General features: G+C 37.9%; 19 protein-coding genes. 12 read left to right on the top strand and 7 right to left on the bottom strand.

What is annotated here, in order from left to right:
- Positions 1-795 precede the first annotated feature (795 nt).
- Complete coding sequence (gene yicI / locus QCD85_RS01030) at positions 796-3,108, top strand: alpha-xylosidase (RefSeq protein ID WP_301261381.1); 2,313 nt, start codon at positions 796-798, stop codon at positions 3,106-3,108.
- 184 nt (positions 3,109-3,292) lie between these two features.
- On the opposite strand, the gene QCD85_RS01025 is transcribed toward yicI, so the two are convergent.
- The gene (locus QCD85_RS01025) at positions 3,293-4,675 is read right to left on the bottom strand and encodes an MFS transporter (RefSeq protein ID WP_274170367.1); all 1,383 of its coding nucleotides are present in this window, start codon (positions 4,673-4,675) and stop codon (positions 3,293-3,295) included.
- A 33-nt stretch (positions 4,676-4,708) separates the two neighbouring features.
- A complete protein-coding gene (locus QCD85_RS01020) occupies positions 4,709-5,167 on the bottom strand; it encodes a MarR family winged helix-turn-helix transcriptional regulator (RefSeq protein ID WP_273615685.1) in 459 nt (152 codons plus the stop codon).
- Positions 5,168-5,515: 348 nt separating this feature from the next.
- Here QCD85_RS01020 and QCD85_RS01015 point away from each other — a divergent pair, with 348 nt between their 5' ends.
- The 5 genes from QCD85_RS01015 to QCD85_RS00995 are packed head-to-tail and all read left to right on the top strand — an operon-like array spanning position 5,516 to position 10,942.
- A complete protein-coding gene (locus QCD85_RS01015) occupies positions 5,516-7,150 on the top strand; it encodes an ABC transporter substrate-binding protein (RefSeq protein ID WP_301261380.1) in 1,635 nt (544 codons plus the stop codon).
- A gap of 11 nt (positions 7,151-7,161) precedes the next feature.
- Positions 7,162-8,112 (top strand): ABC transporter permease, encoded by a 951-nt coding sequence (locus QCD85_RS01010; protein WP_273615687.1) that lies wholly within the window; start codon positions 7,162-7,164, stop codon positions 8,110-8,112.
- An 8-nt stretch (positions 8,113-8,120) separates the two neighbouring features.
- Entirely contained in the window at positions 8,121-8,963 is an 843-nt protein-coding gene (locus QCD85_RS01005; protein ID WP_301261379.1) for an ABC transporter permease, read from the top strand.
- Between the two features lie 58 nt (positions 8,964-9,021).
- The gene (locus QCD85_RS01000) at positions 9,022-10,026 is read left to right on the top strand and encodes an ABC transporter ATP-binding protein (protein ID WP_301261378.1); all 1,005 of its coding nucleotides are present in this window, start codon (positions 9,022-9,024) and stop codon (positions 10,024-10,026) included.
- A complete protein-coding gene (locus tag QCD85_RS00995) occupies positions 10,004-10,942 on the top strand; it encodes an ABC transporter ATP-binding protein (protein WP_301261377.1) in 939 nt (312 codons plus the stop codon). Before QCD85_RS01000 ends, QCD85_RS00995 begins: the two co-directional genes overlap by 23 nt.
- Before the next feature lie 124 nt (positions 10,943-11,066).
- On the opposite strand, the gene fsa is transcribed toward QCD85_RS00995, so the two are convergent.
- Positions 11,067-11,747, bottom strand: a complete 681-nt coding sequence (fsa, locus tag QCD85_RS00990) for a fructose-6-phosphate aldolase (protein ID WP_273615691.1) — start codon at positions 11,745-11,747, stop codon at positions 11,067-11,069.
- Between the two features lie 489 nt (positions 11,748-12,236).
- Here fsa and QCD85_RS00985 point away from each other — a divergent pair, with 489 nt between their 5' ends.
- The 4 genes from QCD85_RS00985 to QCD85_RS00970 all read left to right on the top strand — a co-directional run bounded on the left by QCD85_RS00985 (position 12,237) and on the right by QCD85_RS00970 (position 16,552).
- The gene (locus QCD85_RS00985; RefSeq protein WP_273615692.1) at positions 12,237-13,136 is read left to right on the top strand and encodes a methyl-accepting chemotaxis protein; all 900 of its coding nucleotides are present in this window, start codon (positions 12,237-12,239) and stop codon (positions 13,134-13,136) included.
- 132 nt (positions 13,137-13,268) lie between these two features.
- Entirely contained in the window at positions 13,269-13,943 is a 675-nt protein-coding gene (locus tag QCD85_RS00980) for a uracil-DNA glycosylase (protein ID WP_273615693.1), read from the top strand.
- 109 nt (positions 13,944-14,052) lie between these two features.
- Positions 14,053-15,441, top strand: coding sequence for a class II fumarate hydratase (fumC, locus tag QCD85_RS00975; RefSeq protein ID WP_273615694.1), 1,389 nt, complete (start codon positions 14,053-14,055; stop codon positions 15,439-15,441).
- A 325-nt stretch (positions 15,442-15,766) separates the two neighbouring features.
- The gene (locus QCD85_RS00970) at positions 15,767-16,552 is read left to right on the top strand and encodes a hypothetical protein (RefSeq protein WP_273615695.1); all 786 of its coding nucleotides are present in this window, start codon (positions 15,767-15,769) and stop codon (positions 16,550-16,552) included.
- A gap of 298 nt (positions 16,553-16,850) precedes the next feature.
- Here the strand turns inward: QCD85_RS00970 and QCD85_RS00965 are convergent, their stop codons facing one another.
- The 4 genes from QCD85_RS00965 to QCD85_RS00950 form a co-directional block, all read right to left on the bottom strand.
- Complete coding sequence (locus QCD85_RS00965; RefSeq protein WP_301261376.1) at positions 16,851-18,059, bottom strand: S8 family peptidase; 1,209 nt, start codon at positions 18,057-18,059, stop codon at positions 16,851-16,853.
- A gap of 275 nt (positions 18,060-18,334) precedes the next feature.
- The gene (locus QCD85_RS00960) at positions 18,335-22,045 is read right to left on the bottom strand and encodes a non-ribosomal peptide synthetase family protein (protein WP_301261375.1); all 3,711 of its coding nucleotides are present in this window, start codon (positions 22,043-22,045) and stop codon (positions 18,335-18,337) included.
- 182 nt (positions 22,046-22,227) lie between these two features.
- Positions 22,228-23,985 (bottom strand): methyl-accepting chemotaxis protein, encoded by a 1,758-nt coding sequence (locus QCD85_RS00955; RefSeq protein ID WP_273615698.1) that lies wholly within the window; start codon positions 23,983-23,985, stop codon positions 22,228-22,230.
- Positions 23,986-24,472: 487 nt separating this feature from the next.
- A complete protein-coding gene (locus QCD85_RS00950; protein WP_273615699.1) occupies positions 24,473-24,670 on the bottom strand; it encodes a hypothetical protein in 198 nt (65 codons plus the stop codon).
- A gap of 177 nt (positions 24,671-24,847) precedes the next feature.
- Between QCD85_RS00950 and rpiA the strand changes: the two genes are divergently transcribed.
- Both rpiA and QCD85_RS00940 read left to right on the top strand, forming a co-directional pair.
- Positions 24,848-25,531, top strand: coding sequence for a ribose-5-phosphate isomerase RpiA (gene rpiA, locus QCD85_RS00945; RefSeq protein WP_301261374.1), 684 nt, complete (start codon positions 24,848-24,850; stop codon positions 25,529-25,531).
- Positions 25,532-25,725: 194 nt separating this feature from the next.
- Positions 25,726-26,352 (top strand): FMN-dependent NADH-azoreductase, encoded by a 627-nt coding sequence (locus tag QCD85_RS00940; RefSeq protein WP_273615701.1) that lies wholly within the window; start codon positions 25,726-25,728, stop codon positions 26,350-26,352.
- Positions 26,353-26,432: the final 80 nt, after the last annotated feature.

The raw sequence follows: 26,432 nt of genomic DNA, 5'->3' as shown, positions 1-26,432 counted from the left end.
AGTTACTTTACGTTCCACAAATAGATTATTGTTACGATCGCTGTTGTCATCGAATTTGTTTCATTACCGCTTTATGGTGAGACTAGCTGACAAAGGCGATCACTTCACTTCTCCAGAATCATTCCATCTGCTCCGCTGTGGAACATATTAATCAGATAAAGGGATATCTCTAAAGGTCAACACTTTACCAATTGGAACACCAGCTTTGATAATATCGACTAACTCTTCAAAACGAGGATTGATATATAAAACATTTCTATAACCAGATACTAGGCAGGATCTAGTCCATAAGCAGATATAATAACTACAACTTTGTGATTATATTCTTATACTATATCCAGCACCAAAAGCTAAATTCCTCATCACTATACATAAGAGTCATCACCATCATATTCATCAAACGCATTTCTCTGTTATTGGGCATTTCCTACACACCACCCTATTGAAATTTCCTGCATTCTTGTGAGAAGCGGATGATCCACTACCAAGAGCGGAGGGAAGGAGGAGATGCTGAAAGAGCGAAGCGCTCGCCTTTGAAGAAAAATGCCAACTGCTTGAGCAGTTATTCAAGGCATTTTCCTTCAACAGCGACGACAAGCACCGCCTTCTTCACGCAGCAACCCCCATCAAAGATCACCCACCCCTCACCAAATCAGCCAAAGATCAATATCCTTACACATATGATCAAAATAAAAGAAGAAAAGCGCTTTCTTTATCAATATTATTATAACTATAGGTAAGCGATTTGCACAAATACATTTTAATAACCAAATAAAGACTATTGGGGGAAATGACATGAAATTTACTGATGGCTATTGGATGACACGCAAAGGGTATAGTATGCAACATCCTGTAGATATTCGCGATATTGTTAACAAAAATAATGAGCTAACGTTATATGCAGCTACCAAAAAAATTGTACATAAAGGCGATACGTTAAATGGAGCATTGCTCAAAGCTTCTTTGAGTTCTCCAATGCCCAACGTAATCAAAGTACAATTTAACCATCACAAAGGTGGACTGCAAAAACTGCCTGAATTTGAACTGGCTCAATTAGAGACCGATGTTCAAGTGATCGAAGATGAGGATCGTACTGTTTTTCAATCTGGAGATTTAACAGCAACGATTCGTAAAAATACCAATTGGGGCATTAGCTTTGATTTTGCCGGTCGTCATTTGACAGGTAGTGTTCATCGTGGGCCTGGTTATATCAACGGACCTGAAGATAGCGTCTTTTTCCGCGAACAATTGGAATTAGGGATTGGTGAATATATTTATGGATTAGGCGAACGCTTTACGCCGTTTGTTAAAAATGGTCAGGTCGTTGATATCTGGAACGAAGATGGCGGTACAAGTAGTGAGCAAGCTTACAAAAATATTCCGTTTTACCTGTCTAGCAAAGGATACGGTGTATTTGTTAATCATCCAGAAAAAGTCTCCTATGAAGTCGCTTCTGAAAATGTATCCAAAGTACAATTTAGCGTAGAAGGCGAAAGCTTAGAATATTACATCATCGGCGGTCGCAATCCCAAAGAAGTATTGGATAACTATACAACTCTAACAGGTAAGCCTGCATTGCCACCAGCTTGGACATTTGGACTGTGGCTAACGACTTCGTTTACAACCGATTATGATGAAGCAACAGTGAATCATTTTGTCGATGGAATGAAAGAACGCGACCTTCCATTGTCTGTATTCCATTTTGACTGTTTCTGGATGCGTGAATACCAATGGTGTGATTTTGTGTGGGATGAGCGGATGTTCCCGGAACCAGAAGCAATGCTTACCCGTCTTAAAGAAAAAGGGCTCAAAATCTGTGCTTGGATCAATCCATATATCGCAGAGAAATCGTATTTATTTGATGAAGGTATGGAAAATGGATATCTAGTCAAACGCAAAGATGGAAGTGTATGGCAATGGGATCTATGGCAAGCTGGGATGGGTCTGGTCGACTTTACCAATCCAGATGCAGTCGCATGGTATAAGAGCAAGCTGAAAGTGCTTGTTGATCAAGGGGTAGACTCTTTCAAAACAGACTTTGGTGAGCGTATTCCGACCGATGTTGTCTATTATGATGGCTCTGATCCTGTAAAAATGCACAATTATTACACATTCTTATATAACAAAGTAGTATTTGAATTGTTGGAAGAAACGCTTGGCAAAAATGAAGCGGCATTATTCGCACGTTCTGCTACAGTCGGTGGACAACAATTCCCTGTACACTGGGGCGGCGATTGTTCTTCTACATTTGAATCAATGGCAGAATCATTACGTGGTGGATTATCTCTAGGAGTGTCTGGATTTGGTTTCTGGAGTCATGATATTTCAGGGTTTGAAATGACGGCTGCACCGGAAGTGTACAAGCGTTGGGTACAATTCGGAATGTTGTCTTCTCATAGCCGTCTGCATGGTAACGAATCGTATCGTGTGCCGTGGTTGTTCGATGAAGAGTCTGTTGATGTATTGCGTACCTTTACGAAGCTGAAATGCCGTCTGATGCCTTATCTGTTCGATGCGGCTGTTAATGCGTCTGAACAAGGGGTACCGATGATGCGTCCTATGGTGCTGGACTTCCATGAAGATCCGACAACACATACATTAGATCGTCAGTATATGTTCGGGGATTCGTTATTAGTTGCTCCGATCTTTAATAGCGAAGGGTTAGCGACATATTATGTACCAGAAGGCAAATGGACTAATTTCTTAACTGGAGATGTAGTACAAGGTGGACGCTGGTACAATGAAACGTTCGACTTTATGAATTTACCTTTACTGGTTAAGCCTAATAGCATTATTGCCCTAGGTGCAGAAGAGAACAAACCAGATTACGATTATACCGATGGCGTAGAACTTCATATTTTTGAATTGGAAGAAGGGCAATCTACTTCGATCCGTCTGGTCAATATGCAAGGTGGGCAAGAAGCCGTTGTAACAGCTTCCCGTCAAAATAATACCATTGATATCTCCGCAGAAGGGACGCTTAAATCATGGTCTATCGTATTACGTGGTATTACAGACGTAAGCGGAGTTGTAGGAGCGAATCAATTGACTGGTGAACATGGCATTATTTTGAAATCGCAAGACCAAAAAGTAACTGTAACACTGTAATTGATAAATATTCCTTTGAATACAGTGTAGGTAACAATCTACAAGTTTGTACGATTAAGATGATCTCATGAATACTCGGAGATCATCCTCCATAAAATATGAAAAAAGACTGCTCCTACATTTAGTAGAGGCAGTCTTTTTAATAGAAACAGAAGTATTGTTTTATTTTAATATAAAATCGATATTATTTAATTTTGATATGAATACTGTGTTGCGTCTGAGCAGGCGTTGTTTTAGCTTTGATCATATATACAATACCGACCACAATATAAAGGACGATAAATAATGCAGAGAAGCGGTACATAGAAGTATAACTGGTGATTCCTGCAACAGTTCCTAAGATCATAGCACCAAGCGCTACACCCATATCAAGCGAGTTCAAGAACATACCGTTCGCCATTCCGCGTTGATGTGGGCTAACTACTTGAATCATCCATGTCTGCATTGTAGGTTGTAATGCTCCCCAGCCAAGACCATAACAGATTGCCGAAGCAAATAATCCCCATGTAGAATGAGCGAAAGATAATAGCAATAGACCAGCAATTAACATCACTGCTCCGGGTACGATAAGTGCTTTGGGCCCTTTACTATCATAGATTTTACCAGAGAAAGGACGAACAATAATTACAGCCAAAGCATTAAATAAGAAAAAGTAACCCGGATTCGCAAGATGAGCTTCTTTACCAAATAAAGCGATAAAGCTTACCAGTCCACCATATGTTAATGACATTAAGAAATTTAACAGACTCGGCAATAATAATCTTTTTTCAAATTTGGAAGCTTTTGTAGGAAGTGGTGGAGTATCTATTGTTTCAACAACTATTCCTTCTGAAAGTGCTTTGGCTTGTGCAGCTAGTTTACGTTGATCGGCTGCGATTTTTTGCTCAGCAATCTTTTTATCTTGTCCTTTGACAAGGCTATAAGCAAGTGGGAATAGGATCAAAATAAATATCGAACCAATAATAATCAGCGGTGTAAATCCATATTGCTTCTCAATACTCATACCGATTAGTGGCCCCATCGACATAGAGATAGTAGTCGACAGACCAAAGTATCCCATACCTTCACCCATACGTTTGCGAGGAATAATATCGGACACCATAGTTGGGAAGGTTGTACTGTACATACCGAATCCAAATCCAAAAATAACACGCATTACCAATAATAAAATAATCGTCGCACTAAAATAATATCCGACAGTACCGAGTAAGGCGATCAATAATCCACCAAACAAAATCACATTTCGCTTACCAAGTTCTAGTGCTCTAGCCGAAAATAACCGTGACACAATAGCAGCTAATGCCATCAAGCTAGTACATAGACTTACATAGAAATCGCCTGCATTGAAATGTTCTCGCATGTACAAAGGCAGGGACGATAAGATCATATGCAAATTCAAAAAAACAAGTAAATTACAAGCTGTTAAAATCAAAAATTCTTTCGTCCACAGACGAGAAGGGGCGTCTTCCTCGATATCTGCTATAGGTGTTGTCTCTATTGAGGGGTTTGATTGTTGGGATGGAATATGTTCTTTTGATAAAAGGTTCTCTTTGTTAGTATGCTCCATAGTCTATATTTCTCTCCATTTCTGTAGCCAATCCTATACTTTACTGTTCAGTGTCTCATGTGTATCAGGATCTATCTCTAGTTTGTTGCGTAGCAAATGCAGTAAATGATGCAGTTCTTTGAATTGCTCTGGTGTAAGCAGATCGGTTAAATCTTGATTATGTTTTTGCTCAATTGCATATATTGTTTCCATAAGTTCACGCCCGGCAGGTTGAGGATAGACAAGAAAAGCTCTTCGATCATGCGGATCTGTTTCTTTACGAATTAAATTTTTGCGATGCAATACATCCAAAATACGAGCGGTAGTCGGTTGATCTTTGTATACATGCGAAGCCAGTACTTTCTGATTCATTCCTTCTTGGGCACATACATAATATAGAACACTCCATTGCTCAGGGGTAATATCATGTTCTTTTAAATGAACGGCCAGCGACTGACTGACTTTGCGGTAGGTCGTTCCTAATACAAAACCGATCGATTCTAACTCTTGCATAATAAAGCTCCCTTCACAGATTAGATATGAAATCAAATTAGATGTTATAACAATTATATCTAAAACAATTAAAATTTTCAATAGATTTCCTATATCAATGAAGTAGATGATATAGAGAAGATATATTTGAATCCACTTGTTTATTACAGATATTCCATATAAAGAAGCAGTATCAAAATATGTTATTGACCGCATAAATATAGTTGAGTAGAATTTGATCATTGATAAGTAATCTACCTGTTATTTCTACAGTGATCCGAAAAATGGAAAGGAGTACATATTTTTTTGGTTTTAAAACCGAGTATTCAGATGCGTATTATTTAAAATATAGATTAGGGGGAAAATTTAATGGTTAAGCAAAAATCATGGTTTCAATGGATCGGCGTATTTACTCTTGCACTTTTGATGGTTGTGGTAACAGCTTGCTCTAGTGGAAGTTCGACAGCGACCAATACTACAGCTCCTGCTTCTACAGATGCTACGGCTTCCACAGACAGTGGGCAACCCAAAGACGGAGGAAGTCTTATTATTGCTGTAGCGGCAGATCCGCAAGTGTTAAATCCTAACTATGCAGGGGATCGAGTCAGTCTAACGATCGACCAAGCATTATATGCACCATTATTTCAAGTGAATAAAGGCAAGAAAACATTTTACTTAGCAGATAGCTTGGATTTGTCCAAAGATAATCTAACTTATACGCTAAAACTTAAAAAGGGATTAACATGGCATGATGGAGAAAAGTTAACTGCTGATGATGTTGTATTTACGATCAACAAAATTCTGGATGAAAGTCAACATAGCTTTTTACGAAGCAGCTTTATTATTGGTGGTAAGCCTGTACAAGTCACCAAAATAAATGATACCACTATCCAATTTAAATTAGCTCAAGTTAGCCCTGCTTTTGAAGCAGCTTTAGTTCAAGTCAGTCCGATTCCTAAGCATATTTTTGAGAACGAGACAGATATTGGAAAAAGCACTAAAAACAATAATCCTATCGGATCAGGCCCTTTTAAATTTAAAGAATATAAAACAGGTGAGTATATAACATTAGAACGTTTTGACAATTATTTTGGTGGAAAACCTCATCTTGATTCTGTTACTTATCGAATTGCCAAAGACACGAATGCCGCTAATCTAGCTTTACAAAATGGTGAGATCAATGTGAAATATCTTGATCCACAGGATGTAAGTACTATTCAAGCAACAGGTAACTTTGATATTCAAGCGTATAGCGAAGGTCGCCTTGCTTATCTTATGTTTAACGAGAATAGCGATACTGGAGTTTTGAATAAAAAAGAAGTGAGACAAGCGATCTCCTACGCACTAAGTCGTGATGAAATTATTCAAGTCGCTTATACATCTACTGATTATGCAGAACCAGCTCGTTCTCCATTTACCCCGGATGCGCTGTATTTTGATAATGATGTAACCACGTATGATAATAATATAGAAAAAGCCAAACAATTATTGCAACAAGCAGGTGTAAGTAATCTGAAGTTGAGATTTATCGTATCCAGCGGTAACAAATCGCAAGAAGCGCAGTCCCTTTATATTCAGCAAAAGTTAAAAGAAATCGGTATTGATGTTGAACTACAAAATATGGATTCTTCGGCTTGGTCTAACAAATTTGTAGATCCGAATGCTAAAGATTACGAGCTGGCGATCTCTGGTTATATTATGGGCTATGATCCTGATGCTTATCGTATTTTGTATACATCTAATGAATCGTCTAATTACACTCATTACAACAATAAAAAGGTAGATCAGTTGTTTGTTGAAGGTTCTGCAGAAGCAGATACAACTAAACGTGCAGCTATATACAAAGAACTTCAAGAAATCATCGCAGCAGATGCACCTATTTATCCAATGGCTTATACCAAAACGATTGTAGCAATCGATAAAAAGTATGGTGGTCTAGATAAAGCTATTTTGAAACCTGTCGTTATCTTTGAAGATTTATCTAAAATCTATCTTAAACAATAAGGGAGACAGGTATGAAATCGACTATAGTCAAACGACTTATACAGATCATACCGATGCTTTTATTCGTGTCGATTATCTGCTTCGGGATGATCAAGTTAGCTCCTGGTGATCCTGTACTATCCTTTGTTACTCCTAATATGCATCCTGAAGATATAGAACGTATGCGTCAAAGTCTTGGTCTGGACAAACCAGCATATATTCAGTATTTATTATGGATCAAAGAAGCTTTATCTGGTAATTTGGGTTATTCATTAATTAATCATCAACCTGTATTACAACAAATGCTAGATCGTTTGCCTGCAACAGCCGGTTTGATGGGGATTTCAATCCTCATCTCGGTTGTTCTTGCTATTCCTATTGGTTTATTAGCAGCGGCTAATCGTAACCGTTGGATCGATAAATGTATTAATTTATTATGTTATATCGGAATTTCGATTCCTGTATTCTGGTTAGCGATCTTGCTTATTTATCTATTTGCTATCAAATTGCACTGGTTACCGAGTGTCGGGATGCGGACGATAGGTGTAGACTCATTTTGGGATATGGTTAAGCATGGAATATTACCATGTGCAGTGTTATCTTTTGGATTTTTAGCAGTCTACGTACGTTATATTCGTTCTAGCACACTAAGCCAACTTAAAGAAGATTATGTACAAATTCAACTCGCTTACGGCTCCAGTCCCAAATTAGTATTGTTTAGACATGTACTCAAGCATGTGCTACTGCCTATTATTACACTACTCGGGATGTCGTTAGCTGATTTGGTTGCAGGTGCTATCGTTACCGAAACTATTTTTTCTTGGCCAGGTATTGGATCGCTAGGAATGACTGCGGTTAAAGGAATGGATTACCCGATGATTATGGGAATAACGTTATTTTCATCGTTGATGTTGATTCTAGGGAATCTGATTGCCGATATTCTTTACCGATTCGCAGATCCAAGAATCAAATCAACGAGGTGAATGATAGTATGAAAAATAAATGGAAACAGGTGAGTAACGAGATAACATCCTCTCCTTTAGGATGGTTAGCGGTTATTGTATTGATTGTGTTTTCGCTAGGCGCTATATTAGCTTCCTTATCTCCCTATGATCCAGATCAGTTAAATGTGATGGAGCGTATGCAACTTCCTAGTAGTGGACATTGGTTTGGAACAGATGATTATGGTCGAGATTATTTTACAAGAGCGTTATATGGTGGACGTATATCGCTGTTAGTCGGTTTTTTATCAATGATTATCGCTACAGTAATCGGTGTGGCAGTCGGCGTAATTAGCGGTTATGCAGGCGGATGGATCGATAATTTATTAATGAGAGCTTTAGAAATTTTGATGTCTATTCCTTCCTTTTTGATTATTTTGTTGTTAAGTGTATATTTGAAGCCGGGAATTGGAAATATTATTCTTATTATTGCTTTGTTAATGTGGATGAATATGGCACGTATTATACGAGCTGAGACGATGACTTTAAAAGAAAGAGAGTATGTATTATATGCTCAAGCATCCGGTCAAAGTAGTATAGGAATTATTATGAAGCATATTCTACCGAATTTGATTCCGCTTATTATTGTAGGGGCTACTAACAATGTCGCTTCAGCTATTATGATGGAATCGGCTTTAAGCTTTCTGGGATTTGGTGTACAACCTCCAAATGCAACATGGGGCAGTATGCTTAACAATGCACAGGGGTATTTAGCGCAAGATCCTTTACTAGCTATTTTTCCAGGATTGCTTATATTTCTAACGGTACTTAGCTTTAATATTTTGGGTGATTTATTACGAGCAGGATTTGAACCCAAGTTGATCCGTAGATAATGGCGCTTATGAATAGATACGGACTAGATGGTCTTTTTTGAAAAGAGGTGAATATTCGATGACAGAACCTTTATTATCGGTGAATGATCTAAAAGTTTCATTTGATACCAAAGAAGGAGAAAATCAAGCGCTTCAAGGAGTTAGCTTCGATATTTATGCAGGAGAAACGATCGGTATAGTAGGAGAATCCGGTAGTGGAAAAAGTGTCACTGCCAAAGCCATCTTATCTCTTATTACACCGCCTGGACGTATATGGAATGGAGATATTCGATTTCACGGACAATCCCTCATCGCTTTGAATCCCAAGCAGTGGCGTAAGATTCGTGGTAAGCAAATTGCAATGATTTTTCAAGATCCGATGACTTCTTTGAATCCGGTCAAAAAAATCGGTGATCAAATGATTGAAATTATACGTCGGCATCGTGGTATGAATAAACCAGAAGCACAAGCTGAAGCGATCAAGCAGTTGGAGCAAGTAGGGATTGGTCAAGCAGAGGCAAGGCTACATCAATATCCGCATCAATTTAGTGGTGGTATGCGTCAACGGGTTATGATTGCGATAGCGCTGGCTTGCCAGCCTGAACTTATTATCGCGGACGAGCCGACAACAGCTTTAGATGTTACGATTCAATCGCAAATTCTGTTTTTACTCAAACAGTTAAAAGAGCAGTCTCATACTACAATTGCTTTGATTACTCATGATTTGGGCATTGTCGCTCAAATTTGTACCCGCGTAATTGTTATGTACGGTGGCATGATTATGGAAGAAGGGCTGGTCGAAGACATATTTTATCGTCCGCATCATCCATATACAAAAGGACTGCTTCGTTCGCTACCTAAACGCAGTGAAGGTTTGCGAGAGCGATTAATTCCTATTGAAGGATCACCACCAGATTTATTGCATCCTCCTAGCGGATGTCCATTTATGGAACGTTGTCCGCAAGCACATGAACGTTGTGCTACATTACCACCTGTATATCATATATCTGAAAGTCATCGTTCGATGTGTTGGTTAGATCAGGAAGGAGCGCATACAGCAGATGAATTCAATACGCAAATCTGATAACCGACTAGACTCTACTCCATTAGTACAAGTAGATCAACTTAAAAAGCATTTTGTAACCAGTACTACTATTTGGGGCAAAACAGAACAGGTACTCAAAGCTGTAGACGGTGTTAGTTTTCATATTAATCGTAGAGAAACATTTGGGTTGGTAGGGGAATCAGGGAGCGGCAAATCGACAGTAGGACGTTGTCTACTGCGTTTGTACGATTATACGGATGGAGAAGTCTATTATGATGGACAAAATATTTCTCGTATGTCAGCCAAACAGCTCAAGCCATTTCGTAGACGAATTCAGTCTATTTTTCAAGATCCGTATTCTTCGTTAAATCCAGGCATGAATGTTGCTGAATTGATCAGCGAACCTATGAATATTCATCGTATGCATACTGGCAAAGATCGGAAAGAAGCCATTGTTGATTTACTGGAAAAAGTAGGTCTACAAAGTGGACATCTTTATCGTTATCCGCATGAGTTTAGTGGAGGGCAACGTCAACGACTATCTATTGCAAGAGCATTATCTGTAAATCCTGAATTTATTGTGTGTGATGAACCCATCTCAGCGTTAGATGTTTCTATTCAAGCACAAGTGATCAATACCCTCGAAGATTTGCAGACTGAATTAGGCTTAACGTATTTGTTTATTGCACACGATCTATCAATGGTTCATCATATTTCTGATCGAATTGGAGTGATGTACGGCGGACGACTCGTCGAAGTAGCAGACAGTGACGAATTGTACAACAATCCATTACATCCGTATACACAAGCATTGTTATCTTCTATTCCTATTGCTGATCCGCGTGCAGTTATTCAACCCATTTCATATACGCCTTCAGTCGTCGATCCTAATGAAGCAGTACAAGCCTATTTATTACGTGAAGTCAGTCCACGTCACTATGTAAGTAACCTATAAAGTACATTGTAAATAGAAATACTGTATCAGCTATCAATCCATATTCGGATAGCTGATAAAATGAAAAAGAACGGTAAAGTAGTCTAGCTACTTTACCGTTCTTTTTATATACAACGAAGAAGTATTATTTAGTTCCAGCTTCTTCTTTTACTTGTTCTTTAGCTTGAGGAACAGATTCCCAGTCTTTCAAGAAACGTTCGATACCGCTATCTGTCAATGGGTGTTTCCACAAAACAGGAACCAAAGTACCTGGAATAGTAGCGATGTGAGCACCAGCAAGAGCAGCTGCTTCTACATGACCTACATTACGGATACTTGCAGCGATAATTTCTGATTTCAAACCATAAGTGTCTAAGATTGTACGAAGATCGCGAATCAATTTCATACCATCAACAGCGATATCATCTAGACGACCTACGAATGGGCTGATGAATGTAGCGCCAGCTTTAGCTGCCATCAAACCTTGTGCTGCGGAGAAGATCAAAGTTACGTTTGTTTTGATACCTTCTTTAGAAAGTTGGTTACAAGCGTACAATCCTTCTTCAGTCATAGGCAATTTAATAACAACGTTTGGTGCCCATTTTGCGATTTCGTGAGCTTCTTTCAACATACCTTCAGCATCAAGGCTTACAACCTCTGCGCTTACTGGTCCTTCAATAATCTCACAAATTTCGTCGATTACATCTTTAAATACGCGACCTTCTTTAGCGATCAATGAAGGGTTAGTTGTTACACCATCTACGATTCCCAAACGCGCAATACGTTTGATTTCTTCAAGGTTACCTGTGTCTAAGAAAAATTTCATTTCTCTTTTCCTCCTCGTAAAATTCTATAATTTGTATAACGTTAGGCATCAAACTGCAATTTGTAACATGTATCTACAACACGCTTAGAAATAAACACCTATCATTCTATTACCCAAAATGATCGATATGTACACTTTTAAGCGATTGTTTATTATCCAAGACAAATTGCTGAAAAACAATGTCTATGTATCATTTTTACCATAATTAAAGCATTCACACAACTCTTCCTTTTGGTTTTGAGGTCAAATGAAAGGGAACCAAAGACAAACCCAAATCGATATGTTGATTTTAAGAATTGTAATAAACCATATATAGTAGAAAAATGCACTTATTATTGTCAAAATGAGACTTTCAAAAGAAATAAAAATAATTTTAAAATGATAGATTCATTATGTAATATACAATAAATATAAAGTCTACTATTCATAAATAACTTGAAAATGACGAAATTAAATTATGAGCAATTTATGATATGAGGAGTGAACAACTTGGCTAATACATCTGTAAATTCAACAAATGATTCTGGTAATTTTGCGATTACAGGTCATGGATCGATAAGCATTGTAGATATGATGGTAATTTGTATGCAGTATTTTGAAAAAATTGTAGGTAACGATATTATGTTAGGCGTATGTGATATGACAGAGTTCAAATATTATCGTCCTGCTAGAGAATTGGATCTTGGCTTGCGTCCGGGTACACCTGTTTCACCTGACGATAACAATCTACGGACTGCTCTGGTAGATGGAGTATCTTCTGTTACTCGTGTACCGGCTTCTGCGTATGGATTTGAATTAGATGCAGCAGCAGTTCCTATTAAAGATGCAAATGGCAAAGTTGTCGGTGCGTTAGCAACAGCGTATACATTGCAACATAATGAACTATTGGCTGATTTTACAACGAATCTAGAAACGATTAGCGAACAGTTAAGCGAAATGGTACAGACTGTAGCTGCTCAATCTCAACAACTATCTGCAACAACAACAGATATTCAGTCCAATACACGTGAAGCTGTTGAAAATTCCAAAGATGTTAATAAAGTAGCTGGATTTATCCGCGAGATTTCAGAGCAAACCAATTTATTAGGTCTGAATGCAGCGATTGAAGCTGCTCGTGTAGGTGAAGCAGGCGCAGGATTTGGCGTTGTTGCTTCTGAAGTGCGTAAATTATCTGTTGATACCAAACAAGCTACACAAAATATCGAACAATCGCTATCGACTGTACAACAATCGATTCAATATATGGAGCAGGAGATCTCAGCAATAGCCAAATCTTCACAAGAACAAGCTATTTTAGTTAATGAATTTAGTGAAGTGGTAGATAGCTTGAATCAAATGAGTCACAAATTTAAAAACTTTACAAATGACTTTTTAAAATCTCGTCTGTAATGTTATTAGTATTTATCGTATATCGAGAAATAGCAGTTTTCTTCTGAAAGATGAAGAGACTGCTATTTTTTGTTATGGTTAAAAAGGGTTAATAATACAAGAATCTAGTCAATGAAAGGAAGAACTTTATTTATGAGTGCTATTTTTCGTAACGATTGGGCAGACGTATTAGAATCGGAACTGCAAAAGCCATACTATCTGGAGTTACGCCAATTTTTGGCACAAGAATATCGCACAGCAACGATCTATCCAGATATGTATGATATTTTTAATGCCTTGCATTACACGTCACTTGAATCGACCAGAGTCGTTATTTTAGGGCAAGATCCTTATCATGGGCCAGGACAAGCACATGGATTGAGCTTTTCTGTCAAACCGGGGGTTTCAATCCCACCTTCATTACATAATATCTATCAAGAGCTTCATGATGATCTCGGATGCGCTATTCCTAAGCATGGATCATTGATCCATTGGGCAGAGCAAGGTGTTCTGTTATTAAATGCTGTATTGACCGTACGACGTGGACAAGCCGCTTCTCATCAAAATCAAGGCTGGGAGACATTTACAGATCGGATTGTACAGGCTGTCAATGAACGAGAAACACCGGCTGTTTTTATATTGTGGGGAAGTCATGCACAGCGCAAAGGAGCAGCGATTGATCGCACCAAACATCATGTGATCACATCTCCGCATCCAAGCCCATTTTCAGCGCACAAAGGATTTATGGGTAGTAAACCTTTTAGCAATACCAATCAATTTTTGCAGTCTCAGGGAATGGAACCGATCGATTGGTGTATAAAGGATTGATTTGCAGAGCATGTAAGCGTTACAATCATAGAGGTTAATCTTTAGCAATATAATGCTAATCTGTCCTACTATTTTACAGATGATTTGATCCAAAGGAGGATTTTGTCGAGTGGAATACCGTGTAGAGAAAGATACAATAGGCGAAATTAATGTACCCGCTGATAAATTATGGGGTGCACAAACACAGCGCAGTAAAGAAAATTTCAAAATTGGTCAAGAAAAAATGCCGAAGCAAGTCGTGTATGCTTTTGCATTACTAAAAAAAAGCGCAGCACTTGTTAATGAACAATTAGGTAAATTATCGACTGATAAAGCACATGCGATCGCTCAAGCCGCAGATGAGATTCTAACAGGTCAATGGGATGAGCATTTCCCGTTGGTAGTCTGGCAGACAGGAAGCGGTACACAGTCCAATATGAACGTCAATGAAGTGATTGCCCATCGTGGTAATCAGTTGCTTGAAGAACAAGGGAAAAGTGAACGTCTACATCCTAATGATGATGTGAATATGTCGCAAAGTTCTAACGATACATTCCCGACAGCATTACATGTAGCAGGTGTATTGGCTGTAGAAGATCACTTGATTCCTGCGATTGCTAAGCTTCAACAAACATTTACACAGAAATCAGAAGAGTTCAAAGATCTGATCAAAATCGGACGTACTCACTTACAAGATGCAACGCCACTTACACTGGGGCAAGAGATCAGTGGATGGGAAGCAATGTTAGCGAAAAGTACACGTATGATCACACAGAGTGTAGAAGAAATGAAAGAACTGGCGATCGGTGGTACAGCCGTAGGAACAGGGATTAATGCCCATCCAGATTTTGGACGATTAACGTCTGAGAAAATTTCAGAGTTAACAGGCAAATCTTTTGTGACTGCTCCGAATAAATTCCATGCTCTAACCAGTCATGATGAAGTGGTCTATGTACATGGCGCTGTCAAAGCGCTAGCGGCTGATCTGATGAAGATTGCTAATGATGTGCGCTGGCTTGCTAGTGGACCTCGTAGCGGACTAGGAGAGCTTACAATCCCTGCTAATGAACCGGGTAGCTCTATTATGCCGGGTAAAGTAAATCCAACACAATCCGAAGCGATGACGATGGTTGTAACGCAGGTGATGGGTAACGATGCAGCGATTGGATTTGCTGCCAGTCAGGGTAACTTTGAATTGAATGTATTCAAGCCTGTTATTATTTATAACTTCTTACAATCGGTTCAATTGCTTGGGGATGCATTGATCTCTTTCAACGATCATTGTGCTATCGGAATCGAAGCCAATGTAGATCAAATTAAACACAATCTGGATAATTCGTTAATGTTAGTGACGGCGCTGAATCCGCATATCGGTTATGAAAATGCAGCTAAGATTGCCAAGCATGCGCACCAAGAAGGATTGTCTTTGAAAGAATCTGTATTGCAAAGTGGATTATTAACAGAAGAAGAGTTCGATAAATATGTCGATCCTTCGCAAATGATTCATCCAAAAGCATAATAGAATCGCAATCTTAACTATAATCTAATTTTTAATCAGCAAGCCTTTTTCAAGTAATCTTCTGAATGCAATCTTCAGAGATACATGAAAAAGGCTTTTTTTGATAGAGGAAAAGCTAGATTAGTTCCATAGCATATCAACGCTAGATCTGCTTTTACAGTGAGTTGTGAATACATAGCTATCAACTTTAAAATTTATAGACACAGATTCGCCATAAATGCTTGCCAAGTGAAATTGAATAAGCTACAATATCGATACAAGTTAATTGATAATAATTATCATTATCAATGGATAACTAAAAAAATTGAAATCAAGGAGGGCCAGTGTGAATATATTATCGGATTGTCTCTCACAACTGACAGAACATCTTCGTGGTGATTCATCGGTGAAAGGGCTGTTGATTACTGGTTCGGTCGCTTATGGCTATTCTTCACCTCATTCAGATATGAATATTATGATTATCGTATCCGATCAAGAATTTGAAGAACGTTTCCAATCGGGTTCGTTACATTATGATGGAGCCGAATGTAAAGTAGGACGTTCTTTGCACAACATAGATGGCAAGTACATTAGTATGGCTTATTTGGAAAAAGTAGCTCGCTTTGGTAGTGAACCTGCACGGTTTGCCTTTTTGGGTGCAATCGTTGTATTTTCAGATATTCCAGAATTACGAGATGTATTAAATACGATTACCGAGTATCCGATGTCGCTCAAGCAAAATAATATTCACCGATTTTATGCTCAATTTGAAGCTTGGTATGGAGAATGTAGACAAGCGTTGAAGCGTGACGATGCGTATTTGTTGCATCAAGCGGTCATGAATATGGTGTTATTTGGCGGACGCATGGTACTTGCACATAATGAAATGCTATACCCGGGACATAAGTGGATGATGCGAGTCTTAGAAGGCGTTAGAGAGAAGCCTGAGCGGTTACGTGAACAGATTCAATCATTGATGGCTGAGCCGAAAGAAGCAATGATCGAGCAATTTTATCGTCATATCACCGAGTTCCGTAACTGGGGTATAGGAGATATGAAATGGGCTGATTATGTCATTCGGGATAGTGAGTTACACTGGATGCAAGGAAGCTTATCGGTTGCAGAATTATAAGTAGTTACCCAAATGATAAATTAAGAAGTAACAGAACAAAAATGATGAATTGAATAACAACAGAACAAAAATAAAAGCGTCGTGTCTCTGGCTGAGAACGGCGCTTTTATTTTTGGATGAGCCCAGGTATACACCTTAGCTATTTGGATGCATATTGTTGTTTGATGTAAATCATCATCATACTATATGAATAGAATAGGTTGTAGTACATATAGGCTGCGTCATCAAGTGCAAAACAGGGAAAAGTATTCTCTATATGAACATGTCAGCCTTTCAAGGGAAAGCGGACATGGGATCATTAATTAGAAGCAAGAATAGATGTTTTACCTAATAAATGCTGGAAGCTGATCATACCGTTACCATACAGATTGTCTTTGCCAGTTGCGCCCAAATCAATACTGCCTTGATCTAGTGCCTGACGAATTTGTGTATTTGTACTACCAGGGTAAGCTTCTTTAAGAATAGCAGCCATACCCGTTACAAATGGAGCTGCAACAGATGTACCGCTACGAAGTTCGTATTTACCATTACTAGAAGTACTTACAATGTCTACACCCGGTGCTGTCAGTTCAATCTCAGAACCGCTAGAAGAAAAATCAGCACGTTGTAAATTATCATCTATAGCAGCCACAGCGATAACATGACTGGATTTAGCAGGGTATTGAACAGTATCTGTAGCCGCATCAGCCGTACCTTTATTACCAGCTGCTGCAATTAGCAAGATTCCATTTTGATCAGCAGAAGCAAGTACTTGTTCTACAACAGGAGAATCTTCAGGAAAAGCGATAGACATATTTACAATATCCATATGATTTTGAATAGCCCAGTCGATTCCTTTTGCTAGATCTTCGGTAGAACCATTACCTTGACTGTCTAGAATTTTAACGGCGTAAATCTGAGCATCTGGTGCTTCGCCTACAAGACCTTTACCGTTAGATTGAGCACCAATAACACCTGCTACAAAAGTTCCGTGTCCGTTATCATCAGCATAAGATTGAGTGTAGCCCACTTCAGATACGCCGCCAGCAATATTCAATTCAGGATGTGCAGAGATACCTGTATCTAAAATAGCTACTTTGACACCTTTACCAGTGTAGTTATCGTTAGAAGCGATCTGAGCATCGACTGTGCCATATCCCCATGAAGCTTGTTCATTGCCTTTGACATTAACCGTTTTGATGTTAGCGCCAAAAGCTTGAGCTGCTGACTTATAAGTTGTATTTTGTTCAATGCTTGTGATACCTGTTTGAGTAGCAAGAAGATCTTTTTGATCATTTGTCAAATTGACAGCTACCATATTAAGATGGTTAAAGGCATGAATATCATTAGCTTGACCAGCAACATTCTCGATAGTTTGTTTGCCCTGAGTATCAGAGTAAGCAACAAGATAACGATGAGTTGTTGAGTCTGTATGATTTAGAGAAGATGTATATAATGAAAACGTTAATGGAATAGCTAGAGTGGCGATCAGCGCCGTTAATTTTAATTTAGTGTTTTTAAAGTTCATTAGTCTTAGGTCTCCCTGCTTATGATTAGGTATTAAGTATTATATATTTAACCAGATTATACACTGTGAAACATATTATTACAATAAACGACAAAAATTATTTTGTTTTATTTTGTCTTAAAATGTCGTATTATGTATTATTTATATCGGATTTATTTTCAATAAGTTTATAGTTTTCAATTAAGTTGTGTAAAATCTTTTTGAAAAAATAAAAGACCCGGTTAATTTTGCCGGGTCTTTTGCATGTTTTTATCGTTTTTTAAGCATGATATAGATTAATAATCGCTAGAAATCATTTTATCTAACGTTACATCTTCTTTGACAGGTGCAGTAGGGAAGTAACCAATACTGGATGCATAACTCAACATAGCAGAAATAAATTCATAATCTGGTTTGGCACATAATACCCCTTGTTGTTCCAGTTGTTGAGCAGTATTCGGATTCGCTAGACGATAAGGAGAATCTTTCGCTCCGTCTCCATCTAATTGTCCCATCGCAAGTAAAAGAGCTTCTGCTTGCTTCTCAATCGAAGAATCTAATAACCATTCAGCATATTGTTTAGCAGGTAAAACATCTATCTCATATCCAAATTCTTTAATCATTTCTATCAAATGATCGTAATGAACTTGTTGCGGATTGCAGATATGGAATAGTTGGCCGGCAGTATCTGGTTGTAAAGCAAGATGAATAATCGAACGACCTGCATAATCGATCGGTGTAAAATCCATCCATTGATTAGCCGCTGGTGCTTTGCCTAATAATAGCATCGCTTTGATCATACGATACATAGCATTACTGTCTATATTACGCTGGAAGCGACCTGTTACTGATTGACTGGATAGATTACCTGCACGATAAATATTGACCGGAATACCACGCTCACCGGCTGCAAATATTAATTTTTCGGCTTCTAATTTACTATTTGTGTACATATTTTCTGTGTGTAGACCATCTAGAAGAGCACCGGATTGTTTGACCTGATCCCATTTGCCCTCTAATGATAAGTCTTCAGGAATCCCCATCGTAGAAATATGATGGAAACGAATACCCGGACGCGTACTTGCAATAGATAGTAATTCAGCAGTGGAATAGATATTTGATTTGGCAAATTGCTCTGTATCTCCAAAGTGTCTTACATCTGCCGCACTATGGATAATTGCATCAATACGATCTGTAATCATTTGGTAGTCGTTATCGCTAAGTCCTAGACGTACACTTTCCAAATCGCCTTCTACAGCAGTAACACGATCTTCGAAGTGCTGTAAAATTTCTTGTCCAAAATACAATTCCATTGTGCCTTTAAGACGCTCTATACTGGCTGCACTACCTGTTTTACGTACCAGTGCATATACATGAGCATTACTTTGTTGTAACAGCTCATACAGTAAATGTGATCCCAAGTATCCAGTAGCACCTGTTAGCAATACATGAGTCGTATTCAATACTCCTGAATAGTTATCGTGAATACGAGCAGGATATTCAACCAGATCTATCGTTTGTTGAATAGTTACTTCTGTCGATTCGGTGACGACTTCATTATCCAATTCTTTTACATACTCTTCTAATTGGATAACAGTTTTGTAAGTGAATAGATCCGCAATTTTGAGATTTGGAAATTGTGGTTTTAGCAATGTAAGAACATGAAGTACTTTCAGTGAATCTCCGCCAATTTCAAAAAAGTCATCATGAATACCAATTTGTTGCTTGTTCAATACTTCAGACCATGCGTTAGCTATCAATAGTTGTGTTTCATTTTGAGGTTCTACATAGTCTATAGCTGTTTCTTGCATTTCAATATGATCATAAGCAATCAATTTTTTACGTTCTGCTTTGCCTGTTGGAGAGATTGGAATCTCATCTAACTGACATACAAATCGTGGCACAAAATAAGAAGGCAGTCGATCTGACAAAAATTGCTTAATCGCAGCTGGAGACAATGCTGTACCATCAATCGTAGTAAAATAAGCCACTAGCATATTTTGACCAGTTTCATCCACTTTAGGAACAACAACCGCATCTTGCATATTAGGATATTTGTTTAAGCTATCTTCAATTTCACCGATTTCGATACGATGACCTCTGATTTTAATTTGAGAATCGCGTCTACCTACATATTCAATCGTGCCATCCGCTAACAATTTCGCTAGATCACCTGAACGATAGATTTTTTCACCGTTACCGGACGGGTCTGGAAGAAAAGCAACAGCAGTTTTTTCAGGTTGATCCAAATAACCATGTGCAATACCTACAGTCGAAATGTAGATTTCGCCAGTAACACCAATAGGAGCAAGCATTTGGAACTCATTCATAATATAGACTTTATAATTAGAAATAGGGCGTCCAATAGGCACATTCACGATATCATCGGTTAGCGTTTGGTCAACTTTATGCATCGTTGCACATACAGTACATTCTGTAGGGCCATAAGCATTAACCAGATGGATCGGCTTGCCAAATTTCTGTTGGAACGTACGTACACGTTTGCCATACAAAGCTTCACCAGCGGCAGCAATCAATTTGAGACTAGCTAAGCGTGCATAACCTTCGTCCGACAAATAAGCTGATAATTGATTGAAAAATACAGTAGGTAAAGCTGTTACAATCGTTGTCTGTGTACGCTCAACCGCAATTGCAAATTCCTCGATAGATACTCGTTCTTCAGCATCTAATAAGAATAATGTAGCACCATGGAAAAGGGCTGCAATTGTTTCCCAGACAGAGCCGTCAAAGCTATAAGTAGCAAACTGAGTCATTACATCTTGAGAAGTTACATTGAATTCTCTTTGTAAAATTTCGCCTAGATTGACAACACCACGATGAGCTACCAATGTACCTTTAGGTTTACCGGTAGATCCAGAAGTATAGATGACATAAGCCAGATCATCAGGTAATACGGTAACGTTAGGATTTAACAAAAATTGAGGATCAGATGTGATTGTAAGATATTCAATATCAATAATTCCACGTAATGTAGTAATGCCTTCTGTTAATTGAAGTACTTTGTTGTTGTATTTATGTTGAATTAATACAAAAGCAGACTGTGTATCTTGAACAATATAATGATTACGTTCATCAGGGTGAGAAGGATCTACAGGAACATAGACACCGCCAGCTTTCATAATACCCAGTAAACTAATCACACTATATAGACTACGATCAATGTACATGGTAACGAACTCGCCTGGTTGTAACCCTTGTCTTAACAACAAATGTGCAACTTGGTTAGCGCGTTGGTTTAACTCTTCGTACGTATATTCTGTTCCTTGAAATGAGACTGCAATATGTTGAGGATATTGTTGTGCAGCAGCTTCAAAAGCACCGTGGTACGTTTGTTGCTGTTGATAAGGGAAAGTGGTATTGTTCATCTCTTGATATACCGCTTGATCTTGAGCATTTAAGATATCAATAGAGCCAATAGGAAGTGTTGTATTATCTAATAATCCTTCTAGCAAACGGATATAATAATCTGCAAATCGTTCAATCGTTGCAGCCGTTAACAGAGAATCGTTATATTCGATAGCAATAGATAATGAAGTGGCATGAGCTTCTAAATTCCAGTTCATGACTTGTCCAGGTTGTGCAGGAATCTGTTGACCAAAATTAAACATCGTTTCACTTTTAACAGGTGATGTAGCAGGGGTAGTATCAAGTTGAGCATGAACATAATCTACTAATGATTGAAAGTGAGGATAATCTTCAATAGAAAGAGAGAATGGAAATAATCCTGTTGGTGATCCAGATACAGCATGTATCTCATGTTCCCCGGAGATACGATAAAGCCAGCCAAGATAAGCAGAAAATAGAACAGCTTGACGCTCAATAGGGTTGACTAATGTCCCGATGTATAAAGCAATTTTGGCACCAAGATCAAAACGATAAACAGCAAAAGTGTCTTTTTGTTGTTGTCTTGTATTATCTAGTGGAATTTGCAAAGCAGGCAGTTGAATATAATCATTAGGTAAAAAGGCATTTTCCGACAGGGACATAAAACATCTCTCCTTTGAAGTTGATCGCTGTAATGGTGGATATAAAAAAGGATACGCGATATATGTGAATTAAATATGACTGCATAACATAAACAAAAAAATTCTTAACATAGAGATATTAGGATATAAATGGAATGCCAACCACAAGTTCTGTGGAAGGCATTCTTTATACCATTTAATGATTAATCGATTTTGCGTACATGGAAATGAGAGATCAATTCTTGCAATTGCTCAGCCATTGTAGACAATTGATTAGCTGCATCTGTTGTTGAAATGATAGAAGATTTTTGACCTTCTACATGCTGAGATACTTTAGCACTATTTTCTGCTGCAACACTTGCTGTTGTTTTAAGGTTCTCAGTTGTAGCTGTCATTTCTTCTGTACCTGCGGAAATTTCTTGAGTAGCACTAGAAATATCTTGAATTTGCTCTGTTACTTGTTTGGTAACAGATTGAATTTCGGCAAACAATTTGCCAGTTTGGTCAGCAATAGACAATCCGTATTCTACTTCTTCTGTTCCTTTTTTCATTGCTGTAACAGCATTTTGAATCTCGGTTTGAATTTCTGTAATCAACGTACTGATCTGGTTAGCCGATTGAGCGGATTGTTCTGCAAGATTACGAACTTCTCCAGCAACAACTGCGAATCCACGTCCATGTTCACCTACACGAGCGGCTTCAATAGAAGCGTTCAATGCAAGCAAGTTCGTTTGACCAGAGATCCCTGTAATAATACCCAAAATATTACCGATTTCTTGTGAACGGCTTTCTAGCAATTCAACAGCTTTGGACGTGTCATGTACAGAACGAGAGATCAATGTCATTTGTTCGGTGACTTGATTGACTACTTTGTTACCTTCAACTGATTTTTGTTCCATCGAATACGCTTGGTCAGCCACGTTAGAAGAGTTATTTGCTATAGAGTGGATAACTGTTGAAATCTCGCTCATCGCTTTAGCTGTATCTTCTGTAGCTTCTTCCTGATATTTCATACCATTTGCAATATCTTGAATATTAGTAATCAATGTTAATGAACGTTCGCTATTATCAGATGAAGTATCCATTAGCATTTTGGCAGATTCAGTAACTTGTTGAGAAGCAGATTGTACATTGACGATAACACTATTCATTTTCTCAACCATTTGGTTAAATTTGTGATTGATAATACCGAGATCGTCTTTACCTGTTTTGATATGAATATCCAAATTACCTTTACTTACATCTTCAATTCCGCGAATCAATTCACGAAGAGGAGCTAGTGTTCTACGAACAACAAAGAATTGAAGTAAGAAGATAACGATCAAGAATAGCACCATGATTGTAATACCACGTACTAACAATTGATTTAGACCCTCAGGAACAGCACTTGCATCAGCATCAACGCCAAAATAAGCAACAACTTTACCGTCAGCATTTTGGATTGGATACAAAATAGTTGTCCATAGTCCAAGATCATCTGTATAAAAACTTGTAAATGTCGGTTGTTTGGTTTTGAGCATTTCTTGAATACCATTTACGATTTCAGTAGGTTGTTCATACAAATATCCAATGTTTATATTTCCTTGTTTCAAAGCTTCCATAACTTTAGTTGGAACAGCGATTAGAGACGTTTTGTTGCCATCTGCTAATTCTGTACCAAAAATATAAGCTTGTGAAATATTAGGGTTGTATTTGTTAATATTATCTAAGTAGCTACGGATTTCGGTTTGTTTAGCACCGTCATAGCTTTTTTCTGCCACAAGTTTTTCAACATCAGCATTTGTAATACCTTGAGCAAAAGTATCTGTTACCGCCTGAACTTGACCATGTAGTTGATTAATTAAGATCGTTTTCTGCGTAAAATAGCTGCTCACTAGCAAAATAACACCAATAAGTATGATGCTAATTGCTGAGATTAATAAGTTTTTGGCGAAAAAAGATAGTCTGCTGATTTTCTTCAATGCTCTCACTCCTATTTTTGATTGGTGGATCTAAGATTGTGTGCCCCTATAAAGCTTATCGGTCAGGATAGCCAACAATCTAAGATTTTTTAGATTTGATAGAGGACCCGTTACGAGACTGTTGAAAACAGCGAAAAGAAATACAAGTGACAAATTACACCAAATAAAAATTAAGCAAATTAGGTATTTAGTATGATTAGAAAATTTGCCGTTATCGAATAATTTGTCGCTTTATTTCCAGAACGCTGTAAAATATGGCACAGTAACACTCAATTCTATATGTCGGAATTTGTATTCCAATAATTTATAGTTAAAATCAATTTTCTTTATTTTTATAAACATGGTTCAATAGGATTGAATCAAAAGACCTAAAAAAATTTAAAAAAGCATATATTATGTCACTTTTTGAAATAAAAAAGGCAGGAATATAGAGAGGAATTGCTTTTGTAATTCTGAATTGATTCAGATAAAATAGAATATAGCATGATTACGCATGATATTTTCCTAGAGGCTCATTCAGTACCCATTCAAGCATGTTGGACATATCTTCGATACGAACTAGTTGTTCATTGAGCGAGGTATAAGAAGCAGTTTCAGGTGTTAAATCGGCAAGACGAGTTTGGATATTTCTTTTTTGAAGTGTCAATTCGTTGAGTTTGGATTTGATCTGATTTTCGGTTCGCATGGTTTTTAGGCTCCTTTTAATTTGTGAATGTGTATAGTATGATGCTAAGAATATTCACCCGTATATCAGTATAGTTCAAATGTTACATGAAATCTATGGATGGTATTCATTCTGTTATTTCATATCATGAACATGGTATTCAATAAATTATTAGACTAATAATGGAGTGAACAGGTAATGAACATTAAAAAGTTGGCTGCAGAAAAAGCAGTGGATTGGGTAGAAGATGGCATGATGGTTGGGCTGGGGACAGGTTCTACAGCAGCGTATGCTATCGAAAAAATCGGTGAACGTGTAAAGCAAGGACTACATATACGTGCAGTAGCGACATCCGTTCATTCTGAAAATTTAGCTCGCAAATGGTCCATTCCTATTATTCCTTTTGCAGAAGTAGGCGAAATTGATCTGACTATTGATGGAGCAGATGAAGTCGATCCTGATCTTAACTTGATTAAAGGTGGCGGTGGAGCGCTATTACGTGAAAAAATTGTAGCCGCTCGCAGTCGTCAGGTGATGATTATTACAGGTGAGAATAAAGTAGTGCAGAAATTAGGCGCATTTCCTTTACCTGTAGAAGTAGTCACATTTGCTCATGAATGGACAATAGAAAAGTTAGCCAGCTTTGGTTGCAAGCCTGTGTTGCGTCAAACTAAAGAAGGCGATGTTTTCAAAACAGACAATGGCAATTATACAGTCGATTGTCATTTTGACGTGATTGAAGATGCGGTTCGCTTACATCATCAACTGAATAATGTGCCAGGTATTGTAGATAATGGACTATTTATTCATATGGCTAGTGCTGTCGTTGTAGCTTACGAAAGTGGCGTAATCGAAGTATTGCGTGCACCATCACGTCGCTGATGAGATAAAGGTTATATACAAAACATAAAATAACCGTCTGATAGAGGAAGTGATCAGGCGGTTATCTCTATGTAATATTGAAAAAGGCACTATATAATTTATAGTTGACAAAAGTTTGTTTATATATTATCTTTAAATTAAGATTTATGAATTGATACTATTACAGTATCCAAATAAAAGGAGAGATTTTATCCATGTCTAAAGTTCTTTTTGTCAAAGCAAACAACCGTCCTGCTGATCAAGCAGTCAGTGTACAACTATACGAAGCATTCCTTAACAGCTACAAAACTGCTCATCCACAAGATGAAGTTGTAGAACTTGATTTATTCGCAGAAAATATCCCTTACTATGATGCTTTTGTATTGGGTGCTAACTTCAAAGCTTCTCAAGGTATGGAAGTATCTGCTGAAGAGCAAGCGGCTGTTGACCGTGTAAACAAATACTTAACTCAATTTTTGGATGCTGATAAAGTTGTTATTGCATTCCCATTGTGGAACTTTGCAGTTCCTGCTGTATTGCATAGCTACTTCGATTACTTGTCTCAAGCTGGTAAAACATTCAAATATACTGCTGAAGGTCCTGTAGGACTTGCTGGCGGTAAAAAAGTAATGTTGTTACACGCTAGTGGTGGCGTATATTCTGAAGGTCCTGGCGCTGATATCGAATTGGCTGTACGTTATGTACAAACATTGCTTGGCTTCTGGGGTATTACAGATGTTGAGAAATTCATTATCGAAGGTCACAACGCATTCCCAGATCGTTCACAACAAATCGTTGCTGATGGTCTTCAAAATGCAGCAACAGTTGCACAAAACTTCTAAGTTACATTTATGACCATTGTAATATAATAATAAAGCGTCTGCGTGTATTTTTCGGAATAATCGATGAAAAAGAATCGCAG

Source organism: Paenibacillus sp. PsM32, assembly GCF_030433815.1.
GTDB lineage: Bacteria > Bacillota > Bacilli > Paenibacillales > Paenibacillaceae > Saccharibacillus > Saccharibacillus kyungheensis.
Note: the sequence above shows the minus strand (reverse complement) of the source record. Positions and strands in the feature narration are given on the sequence as shown.